At 60.3% G+C, this 24,264-nt stretch carries 17 protein-coding genes and 1 pseudogene; 8 read left to right on the forward strand and 10 right to left on the reverse strand.

Features of this window, described 5'->3' with window-relative positions:
- Positions 1-159 (reverse strand): annotated as a pseudogene (locus J7E36_RS25330) (bile acid:sodium symporter family protein); the annotation flags it as partial.
- A gap of 166 nt (positions 160-325) precedes the next feature.
- Here J7E36_RS25330 and J7E36_RS21860 point away from each other — a divergent pair.
- Positions 326-1,294 (forward strand): bile acid:sodium symporter family protein, encoded by a 969-nt coding sequence (locus J7E36_RS21860; RefSeq protein ID WP_215007717.1) that lies wholly within the window; start codon positions 326-328, stop codon positions 1,292-1,294.
- Between the two features lie 116 nt (positions 1,295-1,410).
- The gene (sugE, locus tag J7E36_RS21865; RefSeq protein ID WP_003204587.1) at positions 1,411-1,725 is read left to right on the forward strand and encodes a quaternary ammonium compound efflux SMR transporter SugE; all 315 of its coding nucleotides are present in this window, start codon (positions 1,411-1,413) and stop codon (positions 1,723-1,725) included.
- A 246-nt stretch (positions 1,726-1,971) separates the two neighbouring features.
- Here the strand turns inward: sugE and J7E36_RS21870 are convergent, their stop codons facing one another.
- The 3 genes from J7E36_RS21870 to J7E36_RS21880 all read right to left on the reverse strand — a co-directional run bounded on the left by J7E36_RS21870 (position 1,972) and on the right by J7E36_RS21880 (position 6,400).
- Positions 1,972-3,846 (reverse strand): MFS transporter, encoded by a 1,875-nt coding sequence (locus J7E36_RS21870; RefSeq protein ID WP_215007720.1) that lies wholly within the window; start codon positions 3,844-3,846, stop codon positions 1,972-1,974.
- Positions 3,847-3,948: 102 nt separating this feature from the next.
- Positions 3,949-5,097 (reverse strand): TDT family transporter, encoded by a 1,149-nt coding sequence (locus tag J7E36_RS21875; protein ID WP_215007723.1) that lies wholly within the window; start codon positions 5,095-5,097, stop codon positions 3,949-3,951.
- A gap of 106 nt (positions 5,098-5,203) precedes the next feature.
- Positions 5,204-6,400, reverse strand: a complete 1,197-nt coding sequence (locus tag J7E36_RS21880; protein ID WP_215007726.1) for an MFS transporter — start codon at positions 6,398-6,400, stop codon at positions 5,204-5,206.
- Positions 6,401-6,503: 103 nt separating this feature from the next.
- Between J7E36_RS21880 and J7E36_RS21885 the strand changes: the two genes are divergently transcribed.
- Positions 6,504-7,043, forward strand: a complete 540-nt coding sequence (locus J7E36_RS21885; RefSeq protein ID WP_215007729.1) for a TetR/AcrR family transcriptional regulator — start codon at positions 6,504-6,506, stop codon at positions 7,041-7,043.
- Between the two features lie 249 nt (positions 7,044-7,292).
- A complete protein-coding gene (locus J7E36_RS21890) occupies positions 7,293-10,763 on the forward strand; it encodes a hybrid sensor histidine kinase/response regulator (protein ID WP_215007732.1) in 3,471 nt (1,156 codons plus the stop codon).
- 157 nt (positions 10,764-10,920) lie between these two features.
- On the opposite strand, the gene rmuC is transcribed toward J7E36_RS21890, so the two are convergent.
- Together rmuC and J7E36_RS21900 are read right to left on the reverse strand one after the other, a co-directional pair.
- Positions 10,921-12,285: a DNA recombination protein RmuC gene (rmuC, locus tag J7E36_RS21895; RefSeq protein WP_215008052.1), complete on the reverse strand. Its 1,365-nt coding sequence runs from the start codon at positions 12,283-12,285 to the stop codon at positions 10,921-10,923.
- Positions 12,286-12,474: 189 nt separating this feature from the next.
- On the reverse strand, positions 12,475-12,795 hold the full coding sequence (locus J7E36_RS21900) for a sel1 repeat family protein (RefSeq protein ID WP_215007735.1): 321 nt from the start codon (positions 12,793-12,795) through the stop codon (positions 12,475-12,477).
- Positions 12,796-13,780: 985 nt separating this feature from the next.
- Between J7E36_RS21900 and J7E36_RS21905 the strand changes: the two genes are divergently transcribed.
- From J7E36_RS21905 to J7E36_RS21915, 3 genes are all read left to right on the forward strand, one after another.
- On the forward strand, positions 13,781-14,005 hold the full coding sequence (locus tag J7E36_RS21905) for a hypothetical protein (protein WP_007898912.1): 225 nt from the start codon (positions 13,781-13,783) through the stop codon (positions 14,003-14,005).
- Positions 14,006-14,281: 276 nt separating this feature from the next.
- The gene (locus J7E36_RS21910) at positions 14,282-14,764 is read left to right on the forward strand and encodes a hypothetical protein (protein ID WP_215007738.1); all 483 of its coding nucleotides are present in this window, start codon (positions 14,282-14,284) and stop codon (positions 14,762-14,764) included.
- 144 nt (positions 14,765-14,908) lie between these two features.
- Complete coding sequence (locus J7E36_RS21915; protein WP_215007741.1) at positions 14,909-16,183, forward strand: OmpP1/FadL family transporter; 1,275 nt, start codon at positions 14,909-14,911, stop codon at positions 16,181-16,183.
- 90 nt (positions 16,184-16,273) lie between these two features.
- On the opposite strand, the gene J7E36_RS21920 is transcribed toward J7E36_RS21915, so the two are convergent.
- The 3 genes from J7E36_RS21920 to J7E36_RS21930 all read right to left on the reverse strand — a co-directional run bounded on the left by J7E36_RS21920 (position 16,274) and on the right by J7E36_RS21930 (position 18,670).
- Positions 16,274-16,825, reverse strand: a complete 552-nt coding sequence (locus tag J7E36_RS21920) for a glutathione peroxidase (RefSeq protein ID WP_215007758.1) — start codon at positions 16,823-16,825, stop codon at positions 16,274-16,276.
- Between the two features lie 179 nt (positions 16,826-17,004).
- On the reverse strand, positions 17,005-18,213 hold the full coding sequence (locus J7E36_RS21925; protein ID WP_215007761.1) for an MFS transporter: 1,209 nt from the start codon (positions 18,211-18,213) through the stop codon (positions 17,005-17,007).
- A gap of 52 nt (positions 18,214-18,265) precedes the next feature.
- The gene (locus tag J7E36_RS21930; RefSeq protein WP_215007764.1) at positions 18,266-18,670 is read right to left on the reverse strand and encodes a MarR family winged helix-turn-helix transcriptional regulator; all 405 of its coding nucleotides are present in this window, start codon (positions 18,668-18,670) and stop codon (positions 18,266-18,268) included.
- A gap of 309 nt (positions 18,671-18,979) precedes the next feature.
- Between J7E36_RS21930 and J7E36_RS21935 the strand changes: the two genes are divergently transcribed.
- Entirely contained in the window at positions 18,980-19,255 is a 276-nt protein-coding gene (locus J7E36_RS21935; RefSeq protein WP_215007767.1) for a helix-turn-helix transcriptional regulator, read from the forward strand.
- Between the two features lie 174 nt (positions 19,256-19,429).
- On the opposite strand, the gene J7E36_RS21940 is transcribed toward J7E36_RS21935, so the two are convergent.
- On the reverse strand, positions 19,430-24,184 hold the full coding sequence (locus tag J7E36_RS21940; protein ID WP_231286428.1) for an RHS repeat domain-containing protein: 4,755 nt from the start codon (positions 24,182-24,184) through the stop codon (positions 19,430-19,432).
- Positions 24,185-24,264 lie beyond the last annotated feature (80 nt).

A 24,264-nucleotide genomic window follows, 5' to 3' on the forward strand; every position in this document is an offset into this window, starting at 1 on the left:
CAGGCCCATGCCGAACATCACCAGCCCCAACAAAGGCACGATAGCGACCTTCAGGTCCACGAACCACTGCGGCAGCAGGAATGCCACGACGGCGAAAGCCAGTACCCAGTAAGCGAAGGTATTGCCGACAAAGCGGCTCAATGCAGCCAGTGCGCGCATGACCTGATCCTTATTATTGAATGAACACATAAAACCAATGTGGGAGCGGGCTTGCTCGCGAATGCGGTCTGGCATTCAACAATGATGTTGACTGACAATCCGCATTCGCGAGCAAGCCCGCTCCCACATTGGTTTTATGTGTTCATTCAATAATAAGGATCAGGTCATGCGCGCACTGGCTGCATTGAGCCGCTTTGTCGGCAATACCTTCGCTTACTGGGTACTGGCTTTCGCCGTCGTGGCATTCCTGCTGCCGCAGTGGTTCGTGGACCTGAAGGTCGCTATCGTGCCTTTGTTGGGGCTGGTGATGTTCGGCATGGGCCTGGCGCTCAAGCTGGAAGACTTCGCCGAGGTAGCCCGTCGGCCGGGACGAGTGGCCTTGGGGGTGATTGCCCAATTCGTCATCATGCCCGGTACCGCATGGCTGCTTTGCCAAGTGTTCAGCCTGCCGCCGGAAATCGCCGTCGGCGTGATCCTGGTGGGCTGCTGCCCGAGCGGCACGTCGTCCAACGTCATGACCTGGCTGGCGCGCGGCGACCTGGCCCTGGCCGTGGCGATTTCCGCGATCACCACGCTGCTGGCTCCCCTGCTGACACCGGCGTTGATCTGGTTGCTGGCCTCGGCCTGGTTGCCGGTGTCGTTCTCGGCGCTGTTCTGGTCGATCCTGCAAATCGTACTGTTGCCGATTGCACTGGGCATCATCGCCCAACGCCTGTTGGGTGCCCGGGTTCGTCATGCCGTAGAAGTGCTGCCGCTGATATCGGTAGTGAGCATCGTGATCATCGTGGCGGCGGTGGTGGCGGCCAGTCAGGCGAAGATCGCCGAATCCGGCCTGCTGATCATGGCCATTGTGATGTTGCACAACAGCTTCGGTTACCTGTTGGGGTATTTCACCGGACGCGTGTTCGGCCTCCCCTTGCCCCAGCGCAAGACCCTGGCGCTGGAAGTGGGCATGCAGAACTCCGGCCTGGGCGCAGCACTGGCGAGTGCACACTTCTCGCCGTTGGCGGCGGTGCCCAGCGCGCCGTTCAGTGTCTGGCATAACATCTCCGGCGCCTTGCTCTCGACCTATTTCCGGCGCATGAGTGAAAAGCAGGACCGCGAGGCGCTCGCTACCCGGCGAGCTGTTGACTGAACGTAAACTTGATCGAGTGCCCGACAATGGGCACTCTACCCTTCAGCGGGGACGACCCCGCCACTTCATCAAAGTGTTCAATCCGGGGACGGCCCCATCATCGATGGAGGCGTGTAATGTCCTGGATCATTCTGTTTTTTGCCGGCCTGTTCGAGGTCGGTTGGGCTGTCGGCCTGAAATACACCGACGGTTTCAGTCGCCCTCTCCCCACTGCATTGACGATTGCCGCCATGGCGATCAGCCTCGGCCTGCTTGGCCTGGCCATGAAGGAATTGCCGTTGGGCACGGCCTATGCGATCTGGACCGGGGTCGGCGCCGTGGGCACGGTGATCGCCGGGATCATCCTGTTTGGTGAGTCGATGGCGCTGGTTCGGTTGGCCAGCGTGGCGTTGATCGTCGCGGGATTGATCGGGCTCAAGGTCAGCGCCTAGGCTTCCACCGCTATCGCGAGCAGGCTCGCTCCCACATGGGCTCTGCGGTGCTCCGCGATTGTGCCTGGCACAAAGCTGTGGGAGCGGGCTTGCTCGCGAAGGGGCCGGCAGTTTCAACATTCTGGTCGACTGACACTCCGCTTTCGCGAGCGGGCTCGCTCCCACATTTGACCGAGTTGCCCGAACCGGACGCGATCTATTGTGGGAGCGAGCCTGCTCGCGAAAAATCGAAAGACCGCAGCCTATCTATCTGACCGCCCCGCGCAACTCGCCCACCAGCGCCTGCAACTTCATGGGCTCAGCCAGCTCCACCGCCACCGCCGGCCCGGCCACCAAGGTCACCCGCGACCACAACCGGCGAAACAGCCCCTTGGCCGGGTCACGACTGAAGAAACTGCCCCACAAGCCCTGCAACGCCAGGGGAATCACCGGCACCGGGGTTTCCTGGAGGATGCGGGTCAGGCCGCTCTTGAACTCATTGATCTCACCGTCGGCGGTCAGCTTTCCTTCAGGAAAAATGCACACCAATTCACCGTCCGCCAGGTACTGGGCGATTCGCTTGAAGGCCTTTTCATAGATATGAATGTCTTCCTGGCGCCCGGCGATCGGAATCGTCCCAGCGGTGCGGAAGATGAAATTCAATACCGGCAGGTTGTAGATCTTGTAGTACATCACGAAGCGAATCGGCCGACGTACCGCGCCGCCAATCAGCAAGGCATCGACAAAGGACACGTGGTTGCAGACCAACAGCGCCGCGCCTTCATCGGGTATCGCGTCCAGGTTGCGATGTTCTACGCGGTACATGGAATGGCTCAGCAGCCAGATCATGAAACGCATGCTGAACTCGGGGACGATCTTGAAGATGTAGGCGTTGACGCCGATGTTCAGCAGCGACACCACCAGGAACAACTGCGGGATCGACAGCTTCGCCAGGCTCAGCAAGACGATGGAGGCAATCGCCGAGACCACCATGAACAACGCGTTGAGGATGTTGTTGGCGGCGATTACCCGCGCCCGCTCGTTCTCGGCGGTGCGAGACTGGATCAGCGCGTACAGCGGCACGATGTAGAAGCCGCCAAAGATGCCGAGGCCGAGGATGTCGATCAGCACCAGCCAAGCATGGCCGAAGCCGAGCACTTCAAGCCAGCCATGGCCGTCGACGCTGTCGGGAATTCCACCGGAATGCCACCACAGCAACAGCCCGAACACGGTCAGCCCGAACGAACCGAACGGCACCAGGCCGATCTCGACCTTGCGCCCGGAGAGCCGCTCGCAGAGCATCGACCCCAGGGCGATCCCCACCGAGAACACCGTGAGGATCAGGGTCACCACGGTTTCATCACCGTGCATCCACTCCTTGGCATAGGCCGGGATCTGCGTCAGGTAAATCGCCCCGACGAACCAGAACCACGAGTTGCCGACAATCGAACGGGACACCGCCGGGGTCTGCCCCAGGCCCAGCTTTAAAGTGGCCCAGGATTGACTGAAGATGTTCCAGTTCAGACGCATTTGCGGCGAGGCCGCGGCGGCACGCGGGATGCTGCGACTGGCCAGGTAACCGAACACGGCAATGCCGACAATTGCGCTCGACACCAGCGGGGCGTAATGGGCCGAGGACATCATGACCCCGGCGCCGATAGTGCCGGCGAGAATCGCCAGGAAGGTGCCCATCTCCACCAGGCCGTTGCCGCCCACCAACTCGTCCTCACGCAGCGCCTGCGGCAGGATCGAATACTTCACCGGGCCGAACAGCGCCGAATGCGTGCCCATGGCGAACAGCGCCAGCAGCATCAGTGACAAATGATCGAACAGGAAGCCCACCGCGCCGACCGCCATGATGACGATTTCGCCCAGCTTGATCAGACGGATCAGCGCATCCTTGGCGAATTTTTCCCCGAACTGCCCCGCCAGGGCCGAGAACAGAAAGAACGGCAGGATGAACAACAGGGCGCAGAGGTTGACCCAGATCGAGCGGTCGCCCTCGATGGTCAGTTTGTAGAGGATGGCGAGGATCAGCGATTGCTTGAACACGTTGTCGTTGAACGCGCCCAGGGACTGCGTGATGAAAAACGGCAGAAAGCGCCGCGTGCGAAGCAAGGTGAACTGCGAGGGGTGACTCATCTTCCGTGTTCCTGAATGGCCTGGACGCTTATTGGAAATAACGCTTTTCGATCCAGGCCACACATTACCCCACGCCATGGGTGGCTTGGAGATGTCCAACGATTATTTTGCCAATCCTGCAATGCACGGTGACACAAACAACTCACCGTGCCAGGCGCCCATCAACGTGCGCCGGCCGACGATCAGCCACATCAGCGCCAGCAGCAGCACCAGCCCACACCCGAACACGCTGAAAAAAGCCAGGCTCAGCAGGTCCGCCAACTTCAGCGTCGTCAGCGCGTAGACGCCCAAGGGAAAGGTAAAGCCCCACCAGCCAAGGTTGAAGGGAATGCCGTCGCGCAAATAGCGCGCGGTGATCAGCAGCGCCATCAACATCCACCAGAACCCCAGGCCCCATAGCGTGATGCTGGCCACCAGGCCCAGCCCGGCGGCGATTTCACCGACGCCCGGCAAGCCATTGGCGGCAAAGATCAGCGGGGCATCGTTGCCCAGCAGCAACATGCCCAAGGCACCGGTGCCGATCGGACCGAGGGCCAGCCAGCTCGACGCGGCCATGTTTTCGTGGGGCAGTTTGTGCAAGGCCATGCGCAGCAGCAATATCGTCAGAATGCTGAACGCCACCGGCAGGGAAAATGCCCAGAGCACGTAGCTGGTCACCAGCACGACCAGTTGTCCATGAGCGTCGGCCAGATGCGGTGCCAACAGCCCGCCGCTGGCCGCCGCGACTTCGGCGGCCACCACCGGCAACAGCCACACGGCGGTCATCTGGTCGATCCGGTGTTCCTGGCGGGTGAACATCAGGAACGGTATCAGTACGCCACAGGCCAGGGACATCGCCACGTCGAGCCACCACAGCGTTTCAGCCAGCGGCACAACGCCCGCGCCCCAACGCGGCAGGCCGAACACCAGAAAGCCGTTGATGAGAGTCGCCAGCCCCATGGGAATGGTGCCGAAAAACATCGAGACCGTTGAGTGGCCGAAGATCCGCCGCGCTTCATCGAAGAACAACAGCCAGCGCGCGGCGTAGAGTCCGGCGAACAGCACGAACAGCAGCGTATTGAACAACCACAACCCTTCGCCCACGACACGCAAGGCCGGCACATTCCCCGGCCATTGCGCCAAGGACAAGGCCAGGACGCCGGTGCCCATGGTCACGGCGAACCAGTTGGGCGTGAATTGGCGAATGGCTTCCAACGGCCTGGGCAAATGGCTCAACGGACGAAAGCGGGTCTTGGTGGCGCAGCATGTCATGGCACAACTCCTGTCCTCGAATGCGGTGGAACCCATGCTAGAGCCAGATCGAATATCTATATAACGGGTAATTTCTCTATATGTCATCTGTTCTACAGATAAAGCATCAGAGGCGGTCACCGGTTTTCATCACAACGCTTTGCGGCTGGCGCATCGCCCCCCAGAGTGCAACGACCGACAGCACAATCAACACCGCACCGTAACCATCGGTGGTCGGGATCAGCCCGAACACTCGCACCAGGTTCCCGGCCAGCAACGACGGCAGGCTGAACGCCAGGTAACTGAGGACGTAGAACGCCGACATCAGGCCAGCCCGTTCGTGAGGCAAGGCCAGCGGCACGATACTGCGCAATGCACCGAGAAAGCCCGCGCCAAAACCGCTACCGGTCACCAGCGTGCCGATGAAAAACAACGGCAGGCTGCCGCGGTGTGCCGCGCTCAACACCAACACCAGGCCGATCACCAACAAGGCGCCGGCCCAACGCAGAATCGTCCCGGCCGCCTGGTTGCGCAGCGTATAGATGGACAACGCCCCGCTGAGGGTCAGCACCGCCACCAACGCGCCGCCGATCAGGTTGGAGGAAGATCCGGTCGCGGTCCGCACCAGGGACGGTGCCAAGGACAGGTAGAAGCCGCCCACCGCCCAGGCCGCCAGGTTCAGGGGCAGCGTCAGCCACAGGGCTCGCCGCGCCTGGACAGGTACGTGCAAGGTCGGACGCAGGGATCGCCACGCGCCGGGTTGTGGGCTGACGCTTTCTCCCAAGTGCCAGAGGTAAACCGCCTCGCCCAGGAACAGTCCCAGCAGCAGCCAATAGGTCAATTGCAGCGGCAACGGCGCGAACTCGGCGAGCAGGCCACAGCCCAGCGCACCGCACGCCATGCCCAGCATGGGCGCGACGCTGGTGATCAGCGGACCTTGCTGTCGGTCGAAATCCAGCAACGCGGCGCCCAGCACGCTGGTGGCCATGCCCGTGGCAAAGCCCTGGATCAAGCGGGCGCCGATCAGCCAGCCGATGCTTTCGGCATTGATAAACAGCAGCATCGCCAGCATGTTGAGCAGCAGCGCCACGAAGATCACCGGTTTGCGACCCAGGTAGTCCGACAACGAGCCCACGGTCAGCAGGGCCGCCAACAAACTGAAGGCGTAGACGCCGAAGATCAGCGTGAGGATCGCCGGGGAAAACTGCATGTGTTCCTGGTAGAGGTGATACAGGGGCGTCGGTGCGCTGGACGCGGCGAGGAAACCGAGCAAGGTGACTGCCAGGAAGATCAAGCTGGCTCGCGTTGACGCGGGACGGGACATGGGCACGCTCCATCAAAATGTCTATAAAAGCTAATTATTTGCTTTTGTAGAGTCTGCGCCCGACACGCGCTTAAAGCAAATTCTTTGTGTTAAGGTCCTATCCATGGCTATTAAAGAAGGTTTACGCCCCGGCGGCAGAAGCGCCCGGGTCCAAGAGTCGATCCATTCGGCCGTCCGTGCCCTGCTTCAGGAACAGGACCGCGCCACGCTGACCGTGCCGCAAATCGCTGCGCGCGCGGGCGTGACGCCGTCCACCATCTACCGGCGCTGGGGTGACCTGCCGGCGCTGCTGGCCGACGTCGCCGTCGCCCGCATGCGCCTCGACAGCGAACCGGCCAACACCGGCAGCCTGCGCGGCGACTTGCGCGCCTGGGCTGAGCAGTACCTGGACGAAATGAGTTCCGAACCCGGTCGCAACATGATGCGCGACATCCAGGCCTGCGCCACGCCGGGGCATTGCGTGGAAATCATCAGCGCTCAGTTGCAGATCATTCTGCAGCGTTATCCCGATGCGCCTGACCCCGGCATCGAACGGCTGATCAATGTGATAGCGGCGCCGACGGTCTTCCGCATTCTCTTTGCCAGCGCGCCGCTGGAGGTCGAGGAATTGCATCGGTTGATTGATATCGCGTTGGGTCAGTAAGGCCGCCATCGCGAGCAGGCTCGCTCCCACATTGATGGGGTGAACCCTGGATCCTGGAGCTGACTCAACACCCCTGTGGGAGCGAGCCTGCTCGCGATGAGGCCGGCAAAACCACCACAAAACTGAACAATCCCCCTACCCCGCGACACCCCGCCACGCCCCGACCTTGGTCGACACTGACGAACCCGAGCGGGCATGCGAGACTGTCTTGCCGGGCTCAAGCCTGGCGTTCTTCGTTCGGGAGTTTCCATGTCGTTGTCCAGCGGGCTGATCGCCGGTGTCGCCCTGGCCTATATGGCCATCATGTTCGCCATCGCCTTCTACGGCGACCGGCGCAGCACGCCGCTGCCGCCACGGGTACGCGCCTGGGTCTACAGCCTGTCGCTGGCGGTGTACTGCACCAGTTGGACGTTCTTTGGCGCCGTGGGCCAGGCCGCCGAACAGCTCTGGTCATTCCTGCCGATCTACCTCGGGCCGATCCTGCTGCTGGTGCTGGCGCCGTGGGTCCTGCAGAAAATGGTGATGATCAGCAAGCAGGAAAACATCACTTCCATCGCCGACTTCATCGCTGCCCGCTATGGCAAATCCCAGTCCCTGGCGGTGGTGGTGGCGCTGATCTGCCTGGTGGGCGTGTTGCCGTACATTGCCTTGCAGCTCAAGGGCATCGTGCTCGGCGTAAACCTGCTGATCGGCGCCGGCGCCGACGCCATGGGTACCCGCGCCCAGGACACCGCGTTGATCGTCTCGCTGATCCTGGCGCTGTTCACCATCGTGTTCGGCACCCGCAACCTGGACGCCACCGAACACCACCGCGGCATGGTGCTGGCGATTGCCTTCGAATCCCTGGTCAAGCTGTTCGCCTTCCTCGCCGTCGGCGCGTTCGTGACCTACGGCCTCTACGACGGTTTCGACGACCTGTTCGACCAGGCGATGCTTGCGCCGCGACTAGAGCAATACTGGAAAGAAACCATCAACTGGCCGTCCATGGTGGTGCAGACCGGGGTCGCGATGATGGCGATCATCTGCCTGCCACGGCAATTCCACGTGACCGTGGTGGAGAACATCGAGCCCCAGGACCTGCGCCTGGCCAAGTGGGTGTTCCCTGCCTACCTGGCTTTGGCCGCACTGTTCGTGGTGCCCATCGCCCTCGCCGGGCAAATGCTGTTGCCCAGCTCGGTGCTACCGGATTCGTTCGTGATCAGCCTGCCCCTGGCGCAGGCTCATCCGGCGCTGGCGTTGCTGGCGTTCATCGGCGGCGCCTCGGCGGCCACCGGCATGGTGATTGTCGCCAGCGTGGCGCTCTCCACCATGGTCTCCAACGACATGCTGCTGCCGTGGCTGTTGCGCCGCAACAACGCCGAGCGGCCCTTCGAAGTGTTTCGCCAGTGGATGTTGTCGGTGCGGCGCGTGAGCATCGTGGTGATCCTGCTGCTGGCCTATGTCAGCTATCGGTTGCTGGGCTCGACGGCGAGCCTGGCGACCATCGGCCAGATTGCCTTTGCCGCCGTCACTCAATTGGCCCCCGCCATGCTCGGCGCGCTGTATTGGAAACAGGCCAACCGCCGCGGCGTGTTCGCCGGCCTCGCCAGCGGGATTTTCCTGTGGTTCTACACCCTGGTGTTGCCGATCGCCGCCCATAGCCTTGGCTGGTCCCTGGGCAGCTTCCCCGGTTTGGCCTGGCTGCACGGCAACCCGCTGAATCTGCCAATCAGCCCGCTGACCCAAGGCGTGGTGCTGTCCCTGGCCGGCAACTTCACCTTGTTTGCCTGGGTGTCCGTGCTGTCGCGCACCCGCGTCTCGGAGCACTGGCAGGCCGGGCGCTTCATCGGCCAGGAAATCAGCGCCCGTCCCAGCGCCCGTTCGATGCTGGCGGTGCACATCGAAGACCTGCTGCAACTGGCCGCCCGTTTCGTCGGCGAGGAACGCGCGCGGCAGAGCTTCATCCGCTTTGCCTATCGCCAGGGCAAAGGCTTCAACCCGAACCAGAACGCCGACAGTGAATGGATCGCGCACACCGAACGGCTGCTGGCCGGTGTACTCGGTGCTTCGTCGACGCGGGCGGTAGTAAAAGCCGCCATTGAAGGTCGGGAGATGCAGCTCGAGGATGTCGTGCGCATTGCCGACGAAACCTCGGAAGTGCTGCAGTTCAACCGTGCACTGCTGCAAGGCGCCATCGAGAACATTACCCAGGGCATCAGCGTGGTCGACCAGTCGCTCCGGCTGGTGGCTTGGAACCGCCGCTACCTGGAACTGTTCAACTACCCGGACGGCTTGATCAGTGTGGGGCGGCCCATCGCCGACATCATCCGCTACAACGCCGAACGCGGCCTCTGCGGACCGGGCGAGGCGGAAGTGCATGTGGCCCGGCGCCTGCACTGGATGCGCCAAGGCCGCGCCCATACGTCGGAGCGGCTGTTCCCCAACGGTCGGGTCATCGAGCTGATTGGCAACCCGATGCCCGGGGGCGGTTTCGTCATGAGTTTCACCGACATCACGGCGTTCCGCGAAGCGGCGCAGGCGTTGACCGAAGCCAACGAAGGGCTGGAGCAACGGGTGGCCGAGCGCACCCGGGAATTGTCGCAACTGAACCTGGCCCTGACCGACGCGAAAAGCACCGCCGAGGCGGCCAACCAATCGAAAACCCGCTTCCTTGCCGCCGTCAGCCATGACCTGATGCAGCCGCTCAACGCCGCGCGCCTGTTCTCCGCCGCGCTGTCCCACCAGCACGACGGCTTGCCCAGCGAAGCCCGGCAACTGGTGCAGCACCTGGACAGTTCGCTGCGCTCGGCCGAAGACCTGATCACCGATCTGCTGGACATTTCCCGCCTGGAAAACGGCAAGATCAATCCAGAGTGCAAGCCGTTCGCCCTGAACGACCTGTTCGACACCCTCGGCGCAGAGTTCACCGCGCTGGCCCAGGAACAAGGCTTGAAATTCCGGGTTCGCGGCTCGCGGCTGCGGGTCGACAGCGACATCAAGCTGCTGCGACGCATCCTGCAAAACTTCCTCACCAACGCCTTTCGCTACGCCAAGGGCCCAGTGCTGCTGGGCGCGCGGCGGCGCAACGGCGAGTTGTGCCTGGAAGTCTGGGATCGCGGACCGGGCATCGCCGAGGATAAACAGCAGGTCATCTTCGAAGAATTCAAGCGCCTCGACAGCCATCAGACCCGCGCCGAAAAAGGCCTGGGATTGGGCCTGGCGATCGCCGACGGCCTATGTCGCGTGCTGGGGCATACCCTGCGCGTGCGTTCCTGGCCGGGACGCGGCAGCGTGTTCAGCGTCAGCGTGCCCCTGGCTTGCGCACAGGCAGTCGTGCCCAGCGCCGCGGCCGAACCCAACGGCCATTTGCCAAGGGGCGCGCAGGTGCTCTGCGTCGATAACGAAGACAGCATTCTGATTGGCATGAATAGCCTGCTGACGCGTTGGGGTTGCCAGGTGTGGACGGCGCGCAACCGTGAGGAATGCGAGCAGTGGCTCATCCAGGGTGGCCGCCCGCAACTGGCGTTGGTGGATTTTCACCTGGACGACGGCGAGACCGGCACCGAGCTGATGGCCTGGCTGCGCACGCGCATGGGCGAACCGGTGCCGGGGGTGGTGATCAGCGCCGACGGCCGGCCGGAGACGGTGGCCCAGGTGCATGCAGCGGGCCTGGATTACCTGGCCAAGCCGGTGAAGCCGGCGGCGCTGCGGGCGTTGTTGAGTCGGCATTTGCCATTGTGATGGGCACCCCTGCAATCCTGTGGCGAGCGAGCATCTTGTGGAGCTTCTTGTGGGAGCAAGGCTTGCCCGCGATACACGCGCCTCGACTTACCCTTGGGCCGTATTGTTCCCATCGCGGGCAAGCCTTGCTCCCACAAGTGCTTCGTTCGCTGAAAATCTACTCTGACAGCTCCACCGGCCCATCCGCATCCGTCATCGCTCGCTCAAGCAAGTCGGCCGGCAAGCTCTTGCTGGCCCGGGCGCCGAGGAGCTTGAGTTGCTCGCTGCGGCTGATCAGGTTGCCGCGCCCTTCCGTCAGCTTGTTGCGCGCCGCGCTGTAGGCTTTGTCCAGTTGCTGCAAGCGGCTGCCGATCTCGTCCAGGTCCTGGATAAACAGCACGAACTTGTCATACAGCCACCCGGCCCGCTCGGCGATTTCCCGTGCGTTCTGGCTCTGGCGTTCCTGTTTCCACAGGCTGTCGATCACCCGCAAGGTCGCCAACAATGTGGTTGGGCTGACGATCACGATATTGCGGTCAAACGCTTCCTGGAACAGGTTCGGCTCAGCCTGCAACGCAGCGGAAAACGCGGCCTCGATCGGCACGAACAGCAACACGAAATCCAGGCTGTGCAGCCCGTCCAGGCGCTTGTAGTCCTTGCCGGCCAAGCCTTTGACGTGGGCCCGCAACGACACCACATGTTGCTTGAGGGCGAGCAGGCCAATGGCGTCATCTTCGGCGGCCACGTACTGCTGATACGCCGTGAGGCTGACCTTGGAATCGACCACCACCTGCTTGTCGCCGGGCAGATAAATCAATACGTCAGGCTGGAAGCGCTCGCCGTCCGGGCCCTTGAGGCTGACTTGGGTCTGATACTCGCGGCCCTTCTCCAGGCCCGCGTGTTCGAGCACCCGCTCCAGAATCAACTCGCCCCAATTGCCCTGGGTCTTCTGGCCTTTGAGTGCACGGGTAAGGTTGGTGGCTTCATCGCTCAGGCGCAGGTTCAGCTGTTGCAGGCGCTCCAACTCCTTGCCCAGCGAAAAGCGCTCACGCGCCTCGGCCTGATAGCTTTCTTCAACGCGCTTTTCGAAGGACTGGATGCGTTCCTTCAAGGGGTCAAGTAACTGGCCCAGGCGCTGCTGGCTGGTTTCGGCGAAGCGCTGCTCACGCTCGTCGAAGATCTTACCGGCAAGTTCGGCGAACTGCGCCCGCAACTCGTTTCGCGAACCTTGCAGATCATCCAGGCGTTGCTGATGGCTTTCCTGCTGCTCGTGCAGTTCGGCGTGCAGCGAGGCCGCCTGGGCATCGAGCCGGCGCAGCTCCGCTTCCTTGTTGGCGCGTTCCAGGTTCCAGGCGTGGGCCGCGTCGCGGGCATTGTCGCGCTCGATCTGCAACAGCTCGACTTCGCGAGACGCGGCAGCGAGTTCGGCTTGCTTGGCGGCGTTGGCCTGGCTCAGATCGCTGATCTCATCGCGGCAGGCATCGAGCTGGGCGTTGAGACCGTCGTGGGCCATGTGCGCAGTGGCCAGGCGCTCCTCCAGCAAGGCCTGCTCGGTCTGCGCGGCGCTGGCCTGGCGTTGCAGGTGCCAGGTCAGGCCCAGCAACGGCACCGCAGCGCCTGCCAGACCGAACAACAGGCTGGTCAAATCCATAGCCATGACAATTCCTGCTGATGAAATAAAGCCCGAAGGTTAACCAAGCGGGCGGGGCATTGCCCAGCTCAGTCTTGGATTTCAGTCAATTTCACCGAGGGCCTGCCGGGCACGGTGATCGCCGGCCCGGGCGGCCTGGCGCAGCAGGTCGTGGCCAATACGCCGATCCCGAGCATTGCCGCATTCGCGGCACATCAACTGCCCGAGACGACTCTGCGCCGCGACCACGCCTTCCCGGGCCGGTTGCTTGAGCAAACGGCCGGCCAAGTGTTTGACACTGGCATTTGACCCAAGGCGCGGGCTGTCAAGCAGCCACTCGGCGACGCGCATCGACATGCATTTTGGAGTGGTAACACGGGGGGGTGTGGAAGTAACAGGCGTTGATACGGAGCGAAACTTCATAAAGCACTGCGGGACAGATCGGAAGGCGCGCCACTCTACTCCTTTTTTCGTACGGGTAAAGTCGAAAAAATCCGGCACGCCCGTGCTAGAGCAAGCGCTTGGGACAATCCACAGAAGCTGTGGATAACTCAGTGGACAACCTCCCCTTAACTCGCCGAAAGCCCTGTGGAACGGGGCCTGCGCTCAAACTGACGATTTTTTCACCAGTAAAAAAAAGCGATGTTTTTCATTGACTTAAATTTTCGACACAGGCACCCACTGCGGTTTGCTCGCACATGACAGTACGGTGACAAGCAGCATGGCAAGTGTGCACAAGTAACACCTGAAGTGGTTATAAGGGTCGGTTTTTTTGGTTCATCCAGCGGTAAACCTGGGGATAACGTTCTCGCCTATCCGCGAAAACCATCCATCCTTTGGGGGAGCGAGCCTGCTCGCGATAGCGGTGGGTCAGGCAGTGCGCTATCGCGAGCAGGCTCGCTCCCACAGGGGCCGGGCTGACCCGTTAGGCTATTTGAATATTTTTTGACCAGTGCCCTTCCCTCCAGCGATTCGATCCGTTACTATCCGCGGCGTTAGTACCAAGCTGAAAGTCAATTCCGGGTCGAACACCTCTCCGCGGTCAGCCATCCCAACTGGGAAGCCCTTGCCGATAAAAAGAGACCGACCCCCTCGATGGTTTCCAGGTATCCCTTGCGCCAACACTGCCTTTGATCAAATGCAAAGGGTGTTGCCAGGCTCGTTACTCTGACCGAACCAACCTGCAAATTGATCAGGATCTTCACCCCGGGCCCAGAACCTTTGCCCTTGATGTGTTGCCTGCCCTCCTAAGTACCTACCTGCCAGCCCAAGCGCGCACTTTTATAGCGCTCAAACTGGCTGCTTTGTTCCAGTCGGGTTCTTCGTTCGACCAATGGTGGTCGACGTTACTGGAACGTTTTAACGTTGCACGGTTCTTAACCGTGTCATTTGTAGGAACACCCATAATATGTCGACTCAAATCCACACGCAGGATGCCATCCGCACCCTAACCAACGCTTTTGCTCCAATGAACTGCCTGATCATGGCAGCGCGCAAAGGCTGCTTCAGCTTCACCCTGGTCAACGAACACGGCATCGCCCGTCACAGCGAACGCCTGTACCCCGATCAGTACTCCAGCGCAGAGCCGCTGCAGGCGGTGATCGAGCGTACCCGTCAGGCGCTGGTTGCCTGATACGCCGTAAAGGCAGAAACCCCAAGAGCCCCGCCCGAAAAGCGGGGCTTTTTGTTGCCTGAGAAACGCAGGACAAGCGAAACGGCCTAAGCACCAAGGGATATAACAGTTATAACCGTTCGCTGAAGATGTTTTAAAAACAGTCCTTTACAGCACAAATATGACACTACACTTCAGGTCAAGCGGCATGATCCGCTTTCGGCGGAGCCTGAACCGATCCATTGCTGCCAAGCCCACACCCGTCAGGCTCCGCCCCTATCACGCTTCGAGGGTTTTATGGGTATCGCCGCCAGCGAACTGTGTCGATATGTAATCCGCCCGACGCTCCTTTACCTGGAACGCCACAGCGCCACGGCGGAGTCCTTGTTGCTGGGCATTGCCGCCAGCCAGTCCGGCCTGGGTTCAGCCTTGCATGACCGGCGCGGGCACGGCCTGTATCGCATCACCGAGCCTCGCCACCAGGCGCTGTGGGACCATTACCTGGCGTTGGACCCGGAGCGCGCCAGCCTGGTCCGCGGCCTGGCCAGCCAGCATGCCTTCCTCAGCGGGCCGCACCTGGAACTGACCGTCAACCTGCGCTACGCCACCGCCATTGCCTGGCTGCTGGTGGAAGAACAGAATCCAGCCCTTCCGGACGCCGATGACCTGCTGGGCATGGCGCGCATCTGGCGCCAGACCTTCCACCCGCAAGGGCGCTTGCGAGACTTTACGTGCGCTTGGCAAAGCTGTGTTTCACCACAGAAACAGTTCGCTTGCTGACGAGGAATTCAGAAACTTCCTACAATGCACGTGAATTTGGTCGGATTGTCCTACAAAACCGCTCTAAATCAGGCCATGCAGGCTATAGCGCTAGAACGAAAATGTTGGTAATTTTCGCCCCGGTGACCATCAGGAGTTCTAACAATGAAAAAAATCATGCTCAAAACCACCCTAGGCCTTGCCGTTACCCTGGCATCCACTCAGCTTTTCGCCAGTGGCTTTGCCTTGAACGAACAAAGCATCAGTGGCATGGGCACTGGTTTCGCGGGTCGTTCCTCTTCTGCCGACGACGCAAGCACCGTGTTTGGCAACCCTGCCGGCATGTCGCGCCTCAAGCGCCAGCAAGTCACGGGTGGTTTCGCGGTCATTGACGCCTCCACCGATATCAATGATGCCAGCGGCACTCAGTCGGGTACCAACAAGGGCGATATGGTCCCCCTCACCGGCGTTCCGATGGGCTATTACGTCAAGCCTATCGACGATCAGTGGGCTTTCGGCCTGGGTGTCTACGCGCCGTTTGGCTTGATCACCGATTATGAAAACGGCTTCCAGGGCCGCAGCTTCGGCAGCAAGAGCGAAGTGAAGGTCGTCACCTTCCAGCCAACCGTCAGCTACGCCTTCAACGACAAGGTATCGATCGGTTTCGGCCCGACCGTCAACCGTATTTCCGGCTCGCTGGAATCGCAACTGGGTGTAACTGGCCTGCCCGAGGCCGGCGTAGAGATCAAGGGTGACGACATTGGCTACGGCTATAACTTCGGCGTGCTGGTCCAGGCAACTGACACCACTCGTGTCGGTCTGACCTACCATTCCAAGGTCAAGTACAAGCTTGAAGGCCACACTGAAGTGAACCCGGGTGCCGGTACACCCGCCTTCCTGCTGACCAACGGCCGCTACGACGCTTCGCTGGACATCACCACGCCTGAGTCGGTGGACTTCTCCGTCACCCAGGAGATCAACGATGCCTGGAAGGTCTATGCCGGCAGTACCTGGACCCGCTGGAGCCGCCTGAAAGAAATCACTGTGCAAAACGACGGCACCGGCAGTGGCGGCGGTTTACTGAACCCTGCTCTCGGCACCATCACCGAAGAACAGAACTGGCACGACACCTGGGCCTATGCAGTCGGTACGTCCTATCAGTTGAACAAACAGTGGGTACTGCGCACTGGCCTGTCCTTCGACCAGTCGCCCACCAACAACACCGACCGTTCGCCACGTATCCCCACCGGCGACCGGACCATCTTCAGCCTGGGTGCCGGCTGGAGCCCGACTGACGACCTGACCATCGACGTTGCCTATTCCTACCTCAAGGAAGAAAAAGTCAACGTCAGCGGCAGCAACGCCCTGAACCAATCCTACAACGCTGAATACAAAAACAGCGCCAACGGCTTTGGTGTCGGTGCAACCTATCGCTTCTGATGAGGCATGGCGAAGCTGAACCCTTCGCCAACTGACGCGATAAAAAGCCCCGCGCTCTGCAAAGAGGCGGGGCTTTTTCATGGCCGTTGATCAGGGCTTGGAGGCGATGGCGGCTTCCACGGCCCTGATGAATTCAGGGTCATCGGGTTTGATCCGGCTGGAGAAACTGGCGACCACCTTACCCTGGCGATCCACCACGTACTTGTAGAAATTCCATTTCGGCGCAGCAGATTGTTCAGCCAGGTGCTTGAACAACGAGATGGCATCCGCGCCACGCACCGGTTGCGGTTCGGTCATGGTGAACGTCACGCCGTAATTGACGTAGCAGACCTTGGCCGTTTCCGCGCCGTCCCTGGACTCCTGCTTGAAGTCATTGGAGGGCACGCCCAGCACTTGCAGCCCTTGGTCCTTGTAGTGCTGGTTAAGCGCTTCAAGGCCCTTGAATTGTGGGGCGAACCCGCAGAAGCTGGCGGTGTTGACCACCACCAGCGGCTTGCCAGCGAAACGCTGGCACAGGTCGATGGTTTCCTTGGCCCGCAGCTTGGGCAACGAACCTTCCAGCAACGGTGGGCACTCAGCGGCCCAGACGGAGCCGGCCATGGCCAGTAAAAGAGTCGGGACAGCAAGCCAGCGCATCAGCATGTTGGCATTTCCTATAGGCATTCAGCCTAAGACGTTACTCGCCGAGCCCGACGCCGTCCATGTTCAACAATTGCCCATGCCCAACTGCATCAAGGCCAACCCGCCCTGATGCCAGCCCCACCAGGCGACGGCCAGCAGCAGGCCGGCGCCCAGCGCAATCAGCCACGGACCGATGCGACTCATGCGGCACCGGCCTGGACTTGCAGACGCGCCACTGGACGCTCACGCACCGGCCAGTTCAACGCCGCCGCCAGGAGGCTGAGCAGGATCGACACCTGCCAGATCAAGTCGTAGCTGCCAGTGCGGTCATACACCACCCCGCCCAACCAGCCGCCCAGGAACGAGCCCAATTGGTGGAACAGGAACACGATCCCACCGAGCATCGAGAGATTTCGTACACCGAACAGGGTCGCGACCGTGCCGTTGGTCAAGGGCACCGTCGACAGCCAGAGCAAGCCCATCGCCATGCCGAACAAGTAAGCCGTGGTGGTGGTCACCGGCAGCCACAGGAACAGGCCGATCACCACCGCGCGTAGCAAATACAACCCGGTCAGCAAACGTGGCTTGGACATCCGCCCGCCCAACCAACCGGCGGTATAGGTACCGAAGATATTGAACAGCCCGACCAGGGCCAGCACGGTGGTTCCAACGCTGGCCGCCAAGTGTTGATCCACCAGATAGGCCGGCAAATGCACGCCGATGAACACCACCTGGAAGCCGCAAACGAAGAACCCGAGCGCCAGCAACCAGAACCCGGAATGGCTGCACGCCTCGCGCAGCGCTTCGGACAGGGTTTGCTCATGGCCGGCCACCGGCAACGGCGCGTCCTTGAGCATGCTCACCAACGGCACGATCAACGCCACCAGCAGGCCTAGCACCAACAAGGCAGCCGACCAGCCCAACCAGCTGATCAGCCCCAGCGTGCCCGGCAACATGGCGAACTGGCCGAAGGAGCCGGCGGCACTGGCGATGCCCATGCCCAGGCTGCGTTTCTCCGGTGGTACGGCACGGCCGACCACGCCGAGGATCACCGAGAACGAGGTGCCGGACAGGCCGATGCCAATCAGCAATCCAGCGCTCAACGACAACGACCAGGCCGAATCCGACAACCCCATGAACACCAGGCCGAGGGCGTACAGGACGCCGCCGACCAGCACCACTTTCGCCGCGCCGAAGCGGTCCGCCAGCGCACCGGTGAACGGCTGCGTCAGGCCCCAGATCAGGTTCTGCAAGGCAATGGCAAAGGCGAACACCCCACGGCCCCAGCCGAACTCGGCGCTCATGGGCGAGAGGAACAAGCCGAAGCCATGCCGCACGCCCAAGGACAACGCCAGAATCAGCGCACTGCCCACCAGGACCCAACCACAGGTACGCCACATCGATGTCATTCTTATTCTCCGGTCGCGGGTATATGCCCGCTTATCATCGAACGAACCGGCGTCAGGCCAATTCGTCCAGCAAGGCCAGCAATGCCGTGCGCTTCTCGGCGCCCAGCTTATCGATCAAACGTTGTTGCGCCGCCTCCCAGGCCGGCAATGCCGCCGCCAACCGCGCGTGCCCGACCTCGGTCAGCTCGACGATGCGGTTGCGCAGGTCTTCACCCTCGGCCAGCTTCACCAGCCCTTCGCCTTCCAACACCCGCAGATTGCGCCCCAGGGTACTGCGGTCCAGGCCCATGGCCTCGGCCAGGGAAGAAATACTCGGCTGATCCAGGCGCGCCAGGTTGCTCAGCAAAGAATACTGGGCAACGTTGATGCCGAAGCCGTCGAGGGCGCCGTCGTAATACCTGCTGACGCCACGGGCGGCGCGACGCAGGTTGATGCACAAGCATTGGGAAGGAAGCATGGGTGCGTGTATATACCCGCGATGAGTGGAATGCAAATTTAAAATCAAAAAAACGCTTCCCTGTGGCGACTACTCTTTAAATTCCCCAAGGTAATCAAGCACTTCGCCTGAAGCCTTTTCACCCATCCCTCATTAAAATCCCCGCACCTGTCATGTCTGACAGGTTTCAGGGAGTTTGAATCGAGCTATAACGACCCCCTGCCTCCAGCCCCACAGGGTCTGAATCTGGGCCGTGCGAACCATGCCATCCAGTAGTAGGAAGATTCCGCCGCCCCCACGCCATCAATGATGATGAATGGGAGATTTTCCATGTATCACAGCACCGTTGTTTCCGAACACTCATCGCCCTTTCAGGATCGCTTTCACGCTACCGAGGGCAAGCAACCTCAGAAAATCCGACTGACAAACCGCGAGAAAGAGTTCCTGCAGTGGAGCGAGGTTGGCAAGTCTTCCTGGGAGATTGCCATGATTGTCGATTGCAGCGAGGCCAACGTTAATTATCACTTCAATAACATTCGCCGAAAATTCGGCGTCAGTTCGCGTCATCTCGCGGGGAAGATTGCGCGTGAGCAGGGGTTGATCTAAGCCTTGGATAAACCTCTACATCGGACGGAATGCTGGTTGGACATCTCGCCCAGCTCAATCGCAGTGAAGGACCACCAATTGATATAAGCACGGCCGTCATGGACAAGTTAGAGCTTGGCCATGACGGTGGTTTGGCGGATTTTTCTGAGTCACTGGATCATGTAAACGAGATCACTAGCCACCCAACCTGATTAGTTCTGCCTTCCAGCCGTTGTATTTTTCTCTGTTCACTTGCGACGTAGCCCTGCGTTGATTGTCATCAATACTAATTTTTTCCTTTAATCTTTCTATTCTTTTCAGGTCTTTGTCAGACACCCGGGGTTGAAGGGTTGGAACAGGTTCAGGCGGTGGTTGAACCGATTTAGGCGTGAACTTGGATGAGCTGGGAAGAGGCATTGGCGGCCTCCCGGTTTGATCGATATATCGATTACTTCTGTTTTTTGCGAGATCAGAAATGGAGCCTTTTTCAAAGTTCTGATTCTTGGGCGGGATAATGCGGTTAGCTCGACTTCTTGCAAGATCTGCAATACTGCCACGCTCAACGACTATTTTACTCGGCTGAATGGCTGTTGCCGCAGGAACATTAGCGGGCATCGCTGACAACTTGCTGGAAGTGTCCACTGCCTGTGGTGCACCAACTGAATGACCGCCGACCAGTTGGCTAGCATTCCGAGTCACCCCGGCTGCTGACATAGTACTCACAACAGGTCTGGGCATAGCATTGGGTAATCTATATATTACATGCCCCGTAGGATCCGAAAAACTAACCGGATCCCCCTCGCAATAGGCATAGGCATTCACCCCCCCCTCCCCAAAAGGACTCCAACTGTCCGGACTATGAAACCTCATCAACAAGGGGTTGAACACCCGATACCCCTTCCCCAACAGATACCAGCCGGTTTGCGTCTCCCGCCGTTCACCGTTGTAGCCCAAGTGGCTGCCGACCGCAGCCTCTTCAGCGCGATGGCCGTACGGTGTGTAGGCCACCGCTTGGGCTGCACCCTGGCCAACTTCACAGAGCACACTGTTCTTGTTATCCCCGGCCAACAATAACGACTTTGGGTCAGCACCCGCCTGGCGCTCGGCGAGCACCACGTTATCTGCACGCACGAACGTGGTGCTATCGGCGCCTCTGATCTGGCTCGTCAATTCTCCGCCCTGGTAAAAGCGTTGCTCTGGCCCGCTCCCATCGTCCAAACCGGTCAGCGTATCCAACGGATCGTAACTGTAGCCGGCAGGGGGCTCGCCCGATTGACCGCTGACGGAAATCAGCCGACCGAGGGGGTCGTACTCCAGCGTTCGGTTTTCTTCGTCTCGGACCAGGTGACCGTCCAGGTTGTACTCCAACTCGATGCTGGCAGGGTAATCCGCATGACTGTTGGTGACACGTCGCAGTTGCGTTGGGTCGAGGAGCGTGTCGTAGGTATAGATTGCCCGGTTGAAGCCACCGGCAAAGTAGGTCAGCACCAACGTGAGGTTATCCAGCGCGTCAAACGAAAACCCCTGACGATCGATGGGTTTGCCATACGGATCGATGGGCGGCTGGGTACCGACACACGTGTAATTAGTCAGACGCCCCCGCAAGTCATAGCTGTAGGACTCGTCACGCAGCACGACGGCCCCCTCACGCAAGGTTCGCTGTTCCAGACCGTCGACATCGTTGTAGACCTGGCTCAGTTGCTGCTCGACCCCATCGAGATCAAAGGTGCGCAAGGTTTCACGACCGAACTCGTCGTACTCCAGGGTGATGCCCACGCTTTGCCCGCTGAGGCTGTCGTGAGTATGAATACTGGCCGTCTGGCTCAACGCGTCGTAGGTAAACGTCGAGGCTGTCGTGCCCAGTTGCGTATGCTCCAGACGGCCTTGAGCGTCATAGCGATAACTCTGTTCCTGCCCCAGCACGTCAGTGTAGGCAAACAGGCGACCGAGCCGGCTGTAACGGTAATGCATGGTGTAGTCGACACCGTCTACCGTTCGCCGCTCGCTCTTTGGCTCACCGGTGCTGTAATAGTCACGGGTGAGCTGCAAGCCTTGTTCCTGGCAACTGGTCAGACGTGCGTTCTCCCGGTCATATTCATAATCGGCCAATATGCTTCCTGCCAGATTCCGCCGTAGGGGCTCGGTTCCCAACTCCGGTTGATATTCGTATTCAATGACGTTGCCGCTGGGCGTAGTGACCGTATGGGGTTGCGTCTGCCCGGGCTCGTAAGTGAACACCTGCTCCCGACCGCCCGTTTCGGAGTGGATCATCCGGTCGAGACCATCGAATGTCTGGGTACCGAGCCCAACTTCATTGACGCTGATCGAAATAGGCAGGTCTTCGCGACTGTGTGCGGCATAACTGCGCCGAACCACAGCGGTGTCCGGCAGGGTGCTTTCGATCATCCGGTCAAAAGCGTCGTAACCGTAGAGCGTGACACGCTCCAGCTCAGGGAATCCGACAATTTCCTTTGCGGTCCGCCCGAGCCCGTCATAGAAATATCGATGCAGGCTGACAGGCTGCTCGGAGAGATCGAGTCGTACGACACGGGTCGGCTTCTCGAACAGGTTGAGCCATGTCTCGGTGACGCCACTGGTTTTCGGCACGGGTACGAGGCCTTCGCGCCAACTGCGCTGGATCGGCCCCTGCGACTCGGACGTACCAATCGGATCGGTCTGCTCGAAGGCCTTCACGCCGTCCGGGCCGGTGACACAGTATTGTGCGCCCCAGTCGTCGTATTCATATTCTGTCGTCAGAATCCGTACGTCTTCACCCAGCCAGTCATACTCGGCATCCTTGATCAGATTACCCAGTGCGTCATACCCGGCGGCGTAGACCTGACGCGGTGTGCTGGCGCGGCTGGGGTCATCCGCGTCGTCCCGTTCTTCATAGATCGCCCGGTTGAGCCCGTCGAACTTCGTACAGGTTTTGACCCGCTTGACGTCATACAGCCACTGTTCGGCCTGCTCTCCAGGATTGGCACACAGAAAATACTCATAGCTGCGAAATGCCGAGAAAGCGGTGCCGGGCGCGACGGTTTCCCGGGTTACTCGCCTGAGCGCGTCATAGGTGTAGTGGATTTCGACATTGTTGTCATCGCGGTTGAGCAGTGGCTCGCCGTTGAGCACCGAATGCCACAACGTCACGACTTTCTGCACGTTTCTGCCATCTTGTTGGTGGTCGAAACCGGTAAGGGTTTCAACCGTCTGCAACACGCTCTCCTTGAACAGTGGGCTGTCGAGCGTGCTGTAGGCATAGTCGGTGCGGGTGGATTGGCCATTCATCGTCACCGTTTGACGTGAGACGCGTCCATGCAGGAACGCATCCGTCCGGTCGTCGATATGGTCGAAGAGTGTACGCTCCAGCTCGGTTTCGGTGGACCCAAGCTGAACCAGCGTCTGGCTCTCGATCGTCAGCCACTGTTTGAGGAAGGCGTCCCCCACTTCCGACAGAGCCTTGTAGCGATAACGGGTACCTAAGGTCGGGGCTTGACCATCAGACGACGGAGCCGGGTTGACGTTTTTTTCTTTCAGGCTACGCACAAAGCCTTCGGGGTCGGCCGGACAACCATCCCCCCCTGCGGCGGGATACCAGGTGCTGGTTTCGATAACGCCATTGGCCAGGGCCTGCACGTGCAGGTTGCCGAGCGTGTCATAGGTGTTGCTGACGGTTTCGGTGCGCCTGCGGTTCGGATTATCGAGTAACGACCAGCTGGTTCGGACCGTCTTGGGCAACTGGCAGTATTTCGGTTGCTGTTCGAAATCGACGTCCGGGGTCAGGTAATACGTGGTTTCAACCGTCTTGACGTTATTGTTCTGAGTGGTTGTTTCATGCGTCAGCAGATGGAACTGGTTGAATCTGCGTTCGATCTTTCGTACTGGATACGGCTCCTCTTCCGAGTCGTCGGCGACCCAGTGGGTTTCGATGCAGCCGTACTCGTAGGCGCCAATGTGTTTGTAGAGATTGTCCAGACCGTCATTATCCCAGGCCAGACGCAGGCCGTTGCCGAGAAAGTTCGTTTCGGTGTCGTTGTCAGGGAGCTTGTAGGTGTAGCGCACATCAATCGGAGGCTGGTCGAAGCCCGGTTCGGTGAGATGCCGGGTCACCCGGGGCAACGGCGTGCGCCCGCTGTTCTCCGGGAATGAATGGCCGGCGTCTTGATAGAACACGTCTTCACGCCCGCCCGTGGGGGTTTCTACCCAGGTGATGCAGAGATGATCGCGGATACGGTTGTAGCCGAAACGCCAGGATGCTTCGTTCTCGGTGGGCAGGGTGATGCGGTTGACGTATTTGTCAGAGCCTTCCAGGGCCATGACGAAGCGCGCCAATGGGTTGCCATCCGGGCCGGCGAACGGCTGGAGTAACACTTCGACGGTGGTGCTCTGGCGTTCAACGGTCAGCAGGGTCTGGTCCGAGTCATCCTTGACCCAGGCGAGTATCTGGTGAGTGCCGCTGAACGGGGTATAGCCGAGGGTGACCTTGTGCCCCGTGGCTGATCGAATCTCAACGGGCAGGGCCACCTGATTCTGTGAGCTGTCCATGACTTCGAGTATCTCGACCAGGCCGGATTTATGCACGACCCGATAATGGGTCTCGTCCTGTTGATGGAAATGAAAGCTGTCGAGTTTTTTTTCCTTCATCACCAACTGGCCACTGACGGTGTCACTGCCAGTGACCTTGAAGGTTTCCCCCGTGCTCAGGGACAGGACCTGGTTGGCGGGCGTGTATTGCGACAATTGCAGGTTCCAGCCATAGCCAAAACCACTGTCCTGGGTATTGAGGGGGTTATACGCCAATTGAAGAGGCAGCTCCGGCCCTTGCAGGTAATTGGCCTTGATGTCCGGCAAGCTGACGCTAAAGGTATATTGCCCGGTGCGCGGATCAACGCCCCCCTCTATAAAGCTCATGAAGTTGAAAGCATTGGAGTGTACAGAGTTCGAGGCGGTCATCTGGTAATCCTCATGTATCTGAATTCAATAAGCCCGGCAGCGGCGTATAAGCGGCAATATTCAATGCCTTCCGGCATCTG

This window comes from Pseudomonas fluorescens (assembly GCF_018614775.1).
Taxonomy (GTDB): Bacteria; Pseudomonadota; Gammaproteobacteria; order Pseudomonadales; family Pseudomonadaceae; genus Aquipseudomonas; species Aquipseudomonas fluorescens_BY.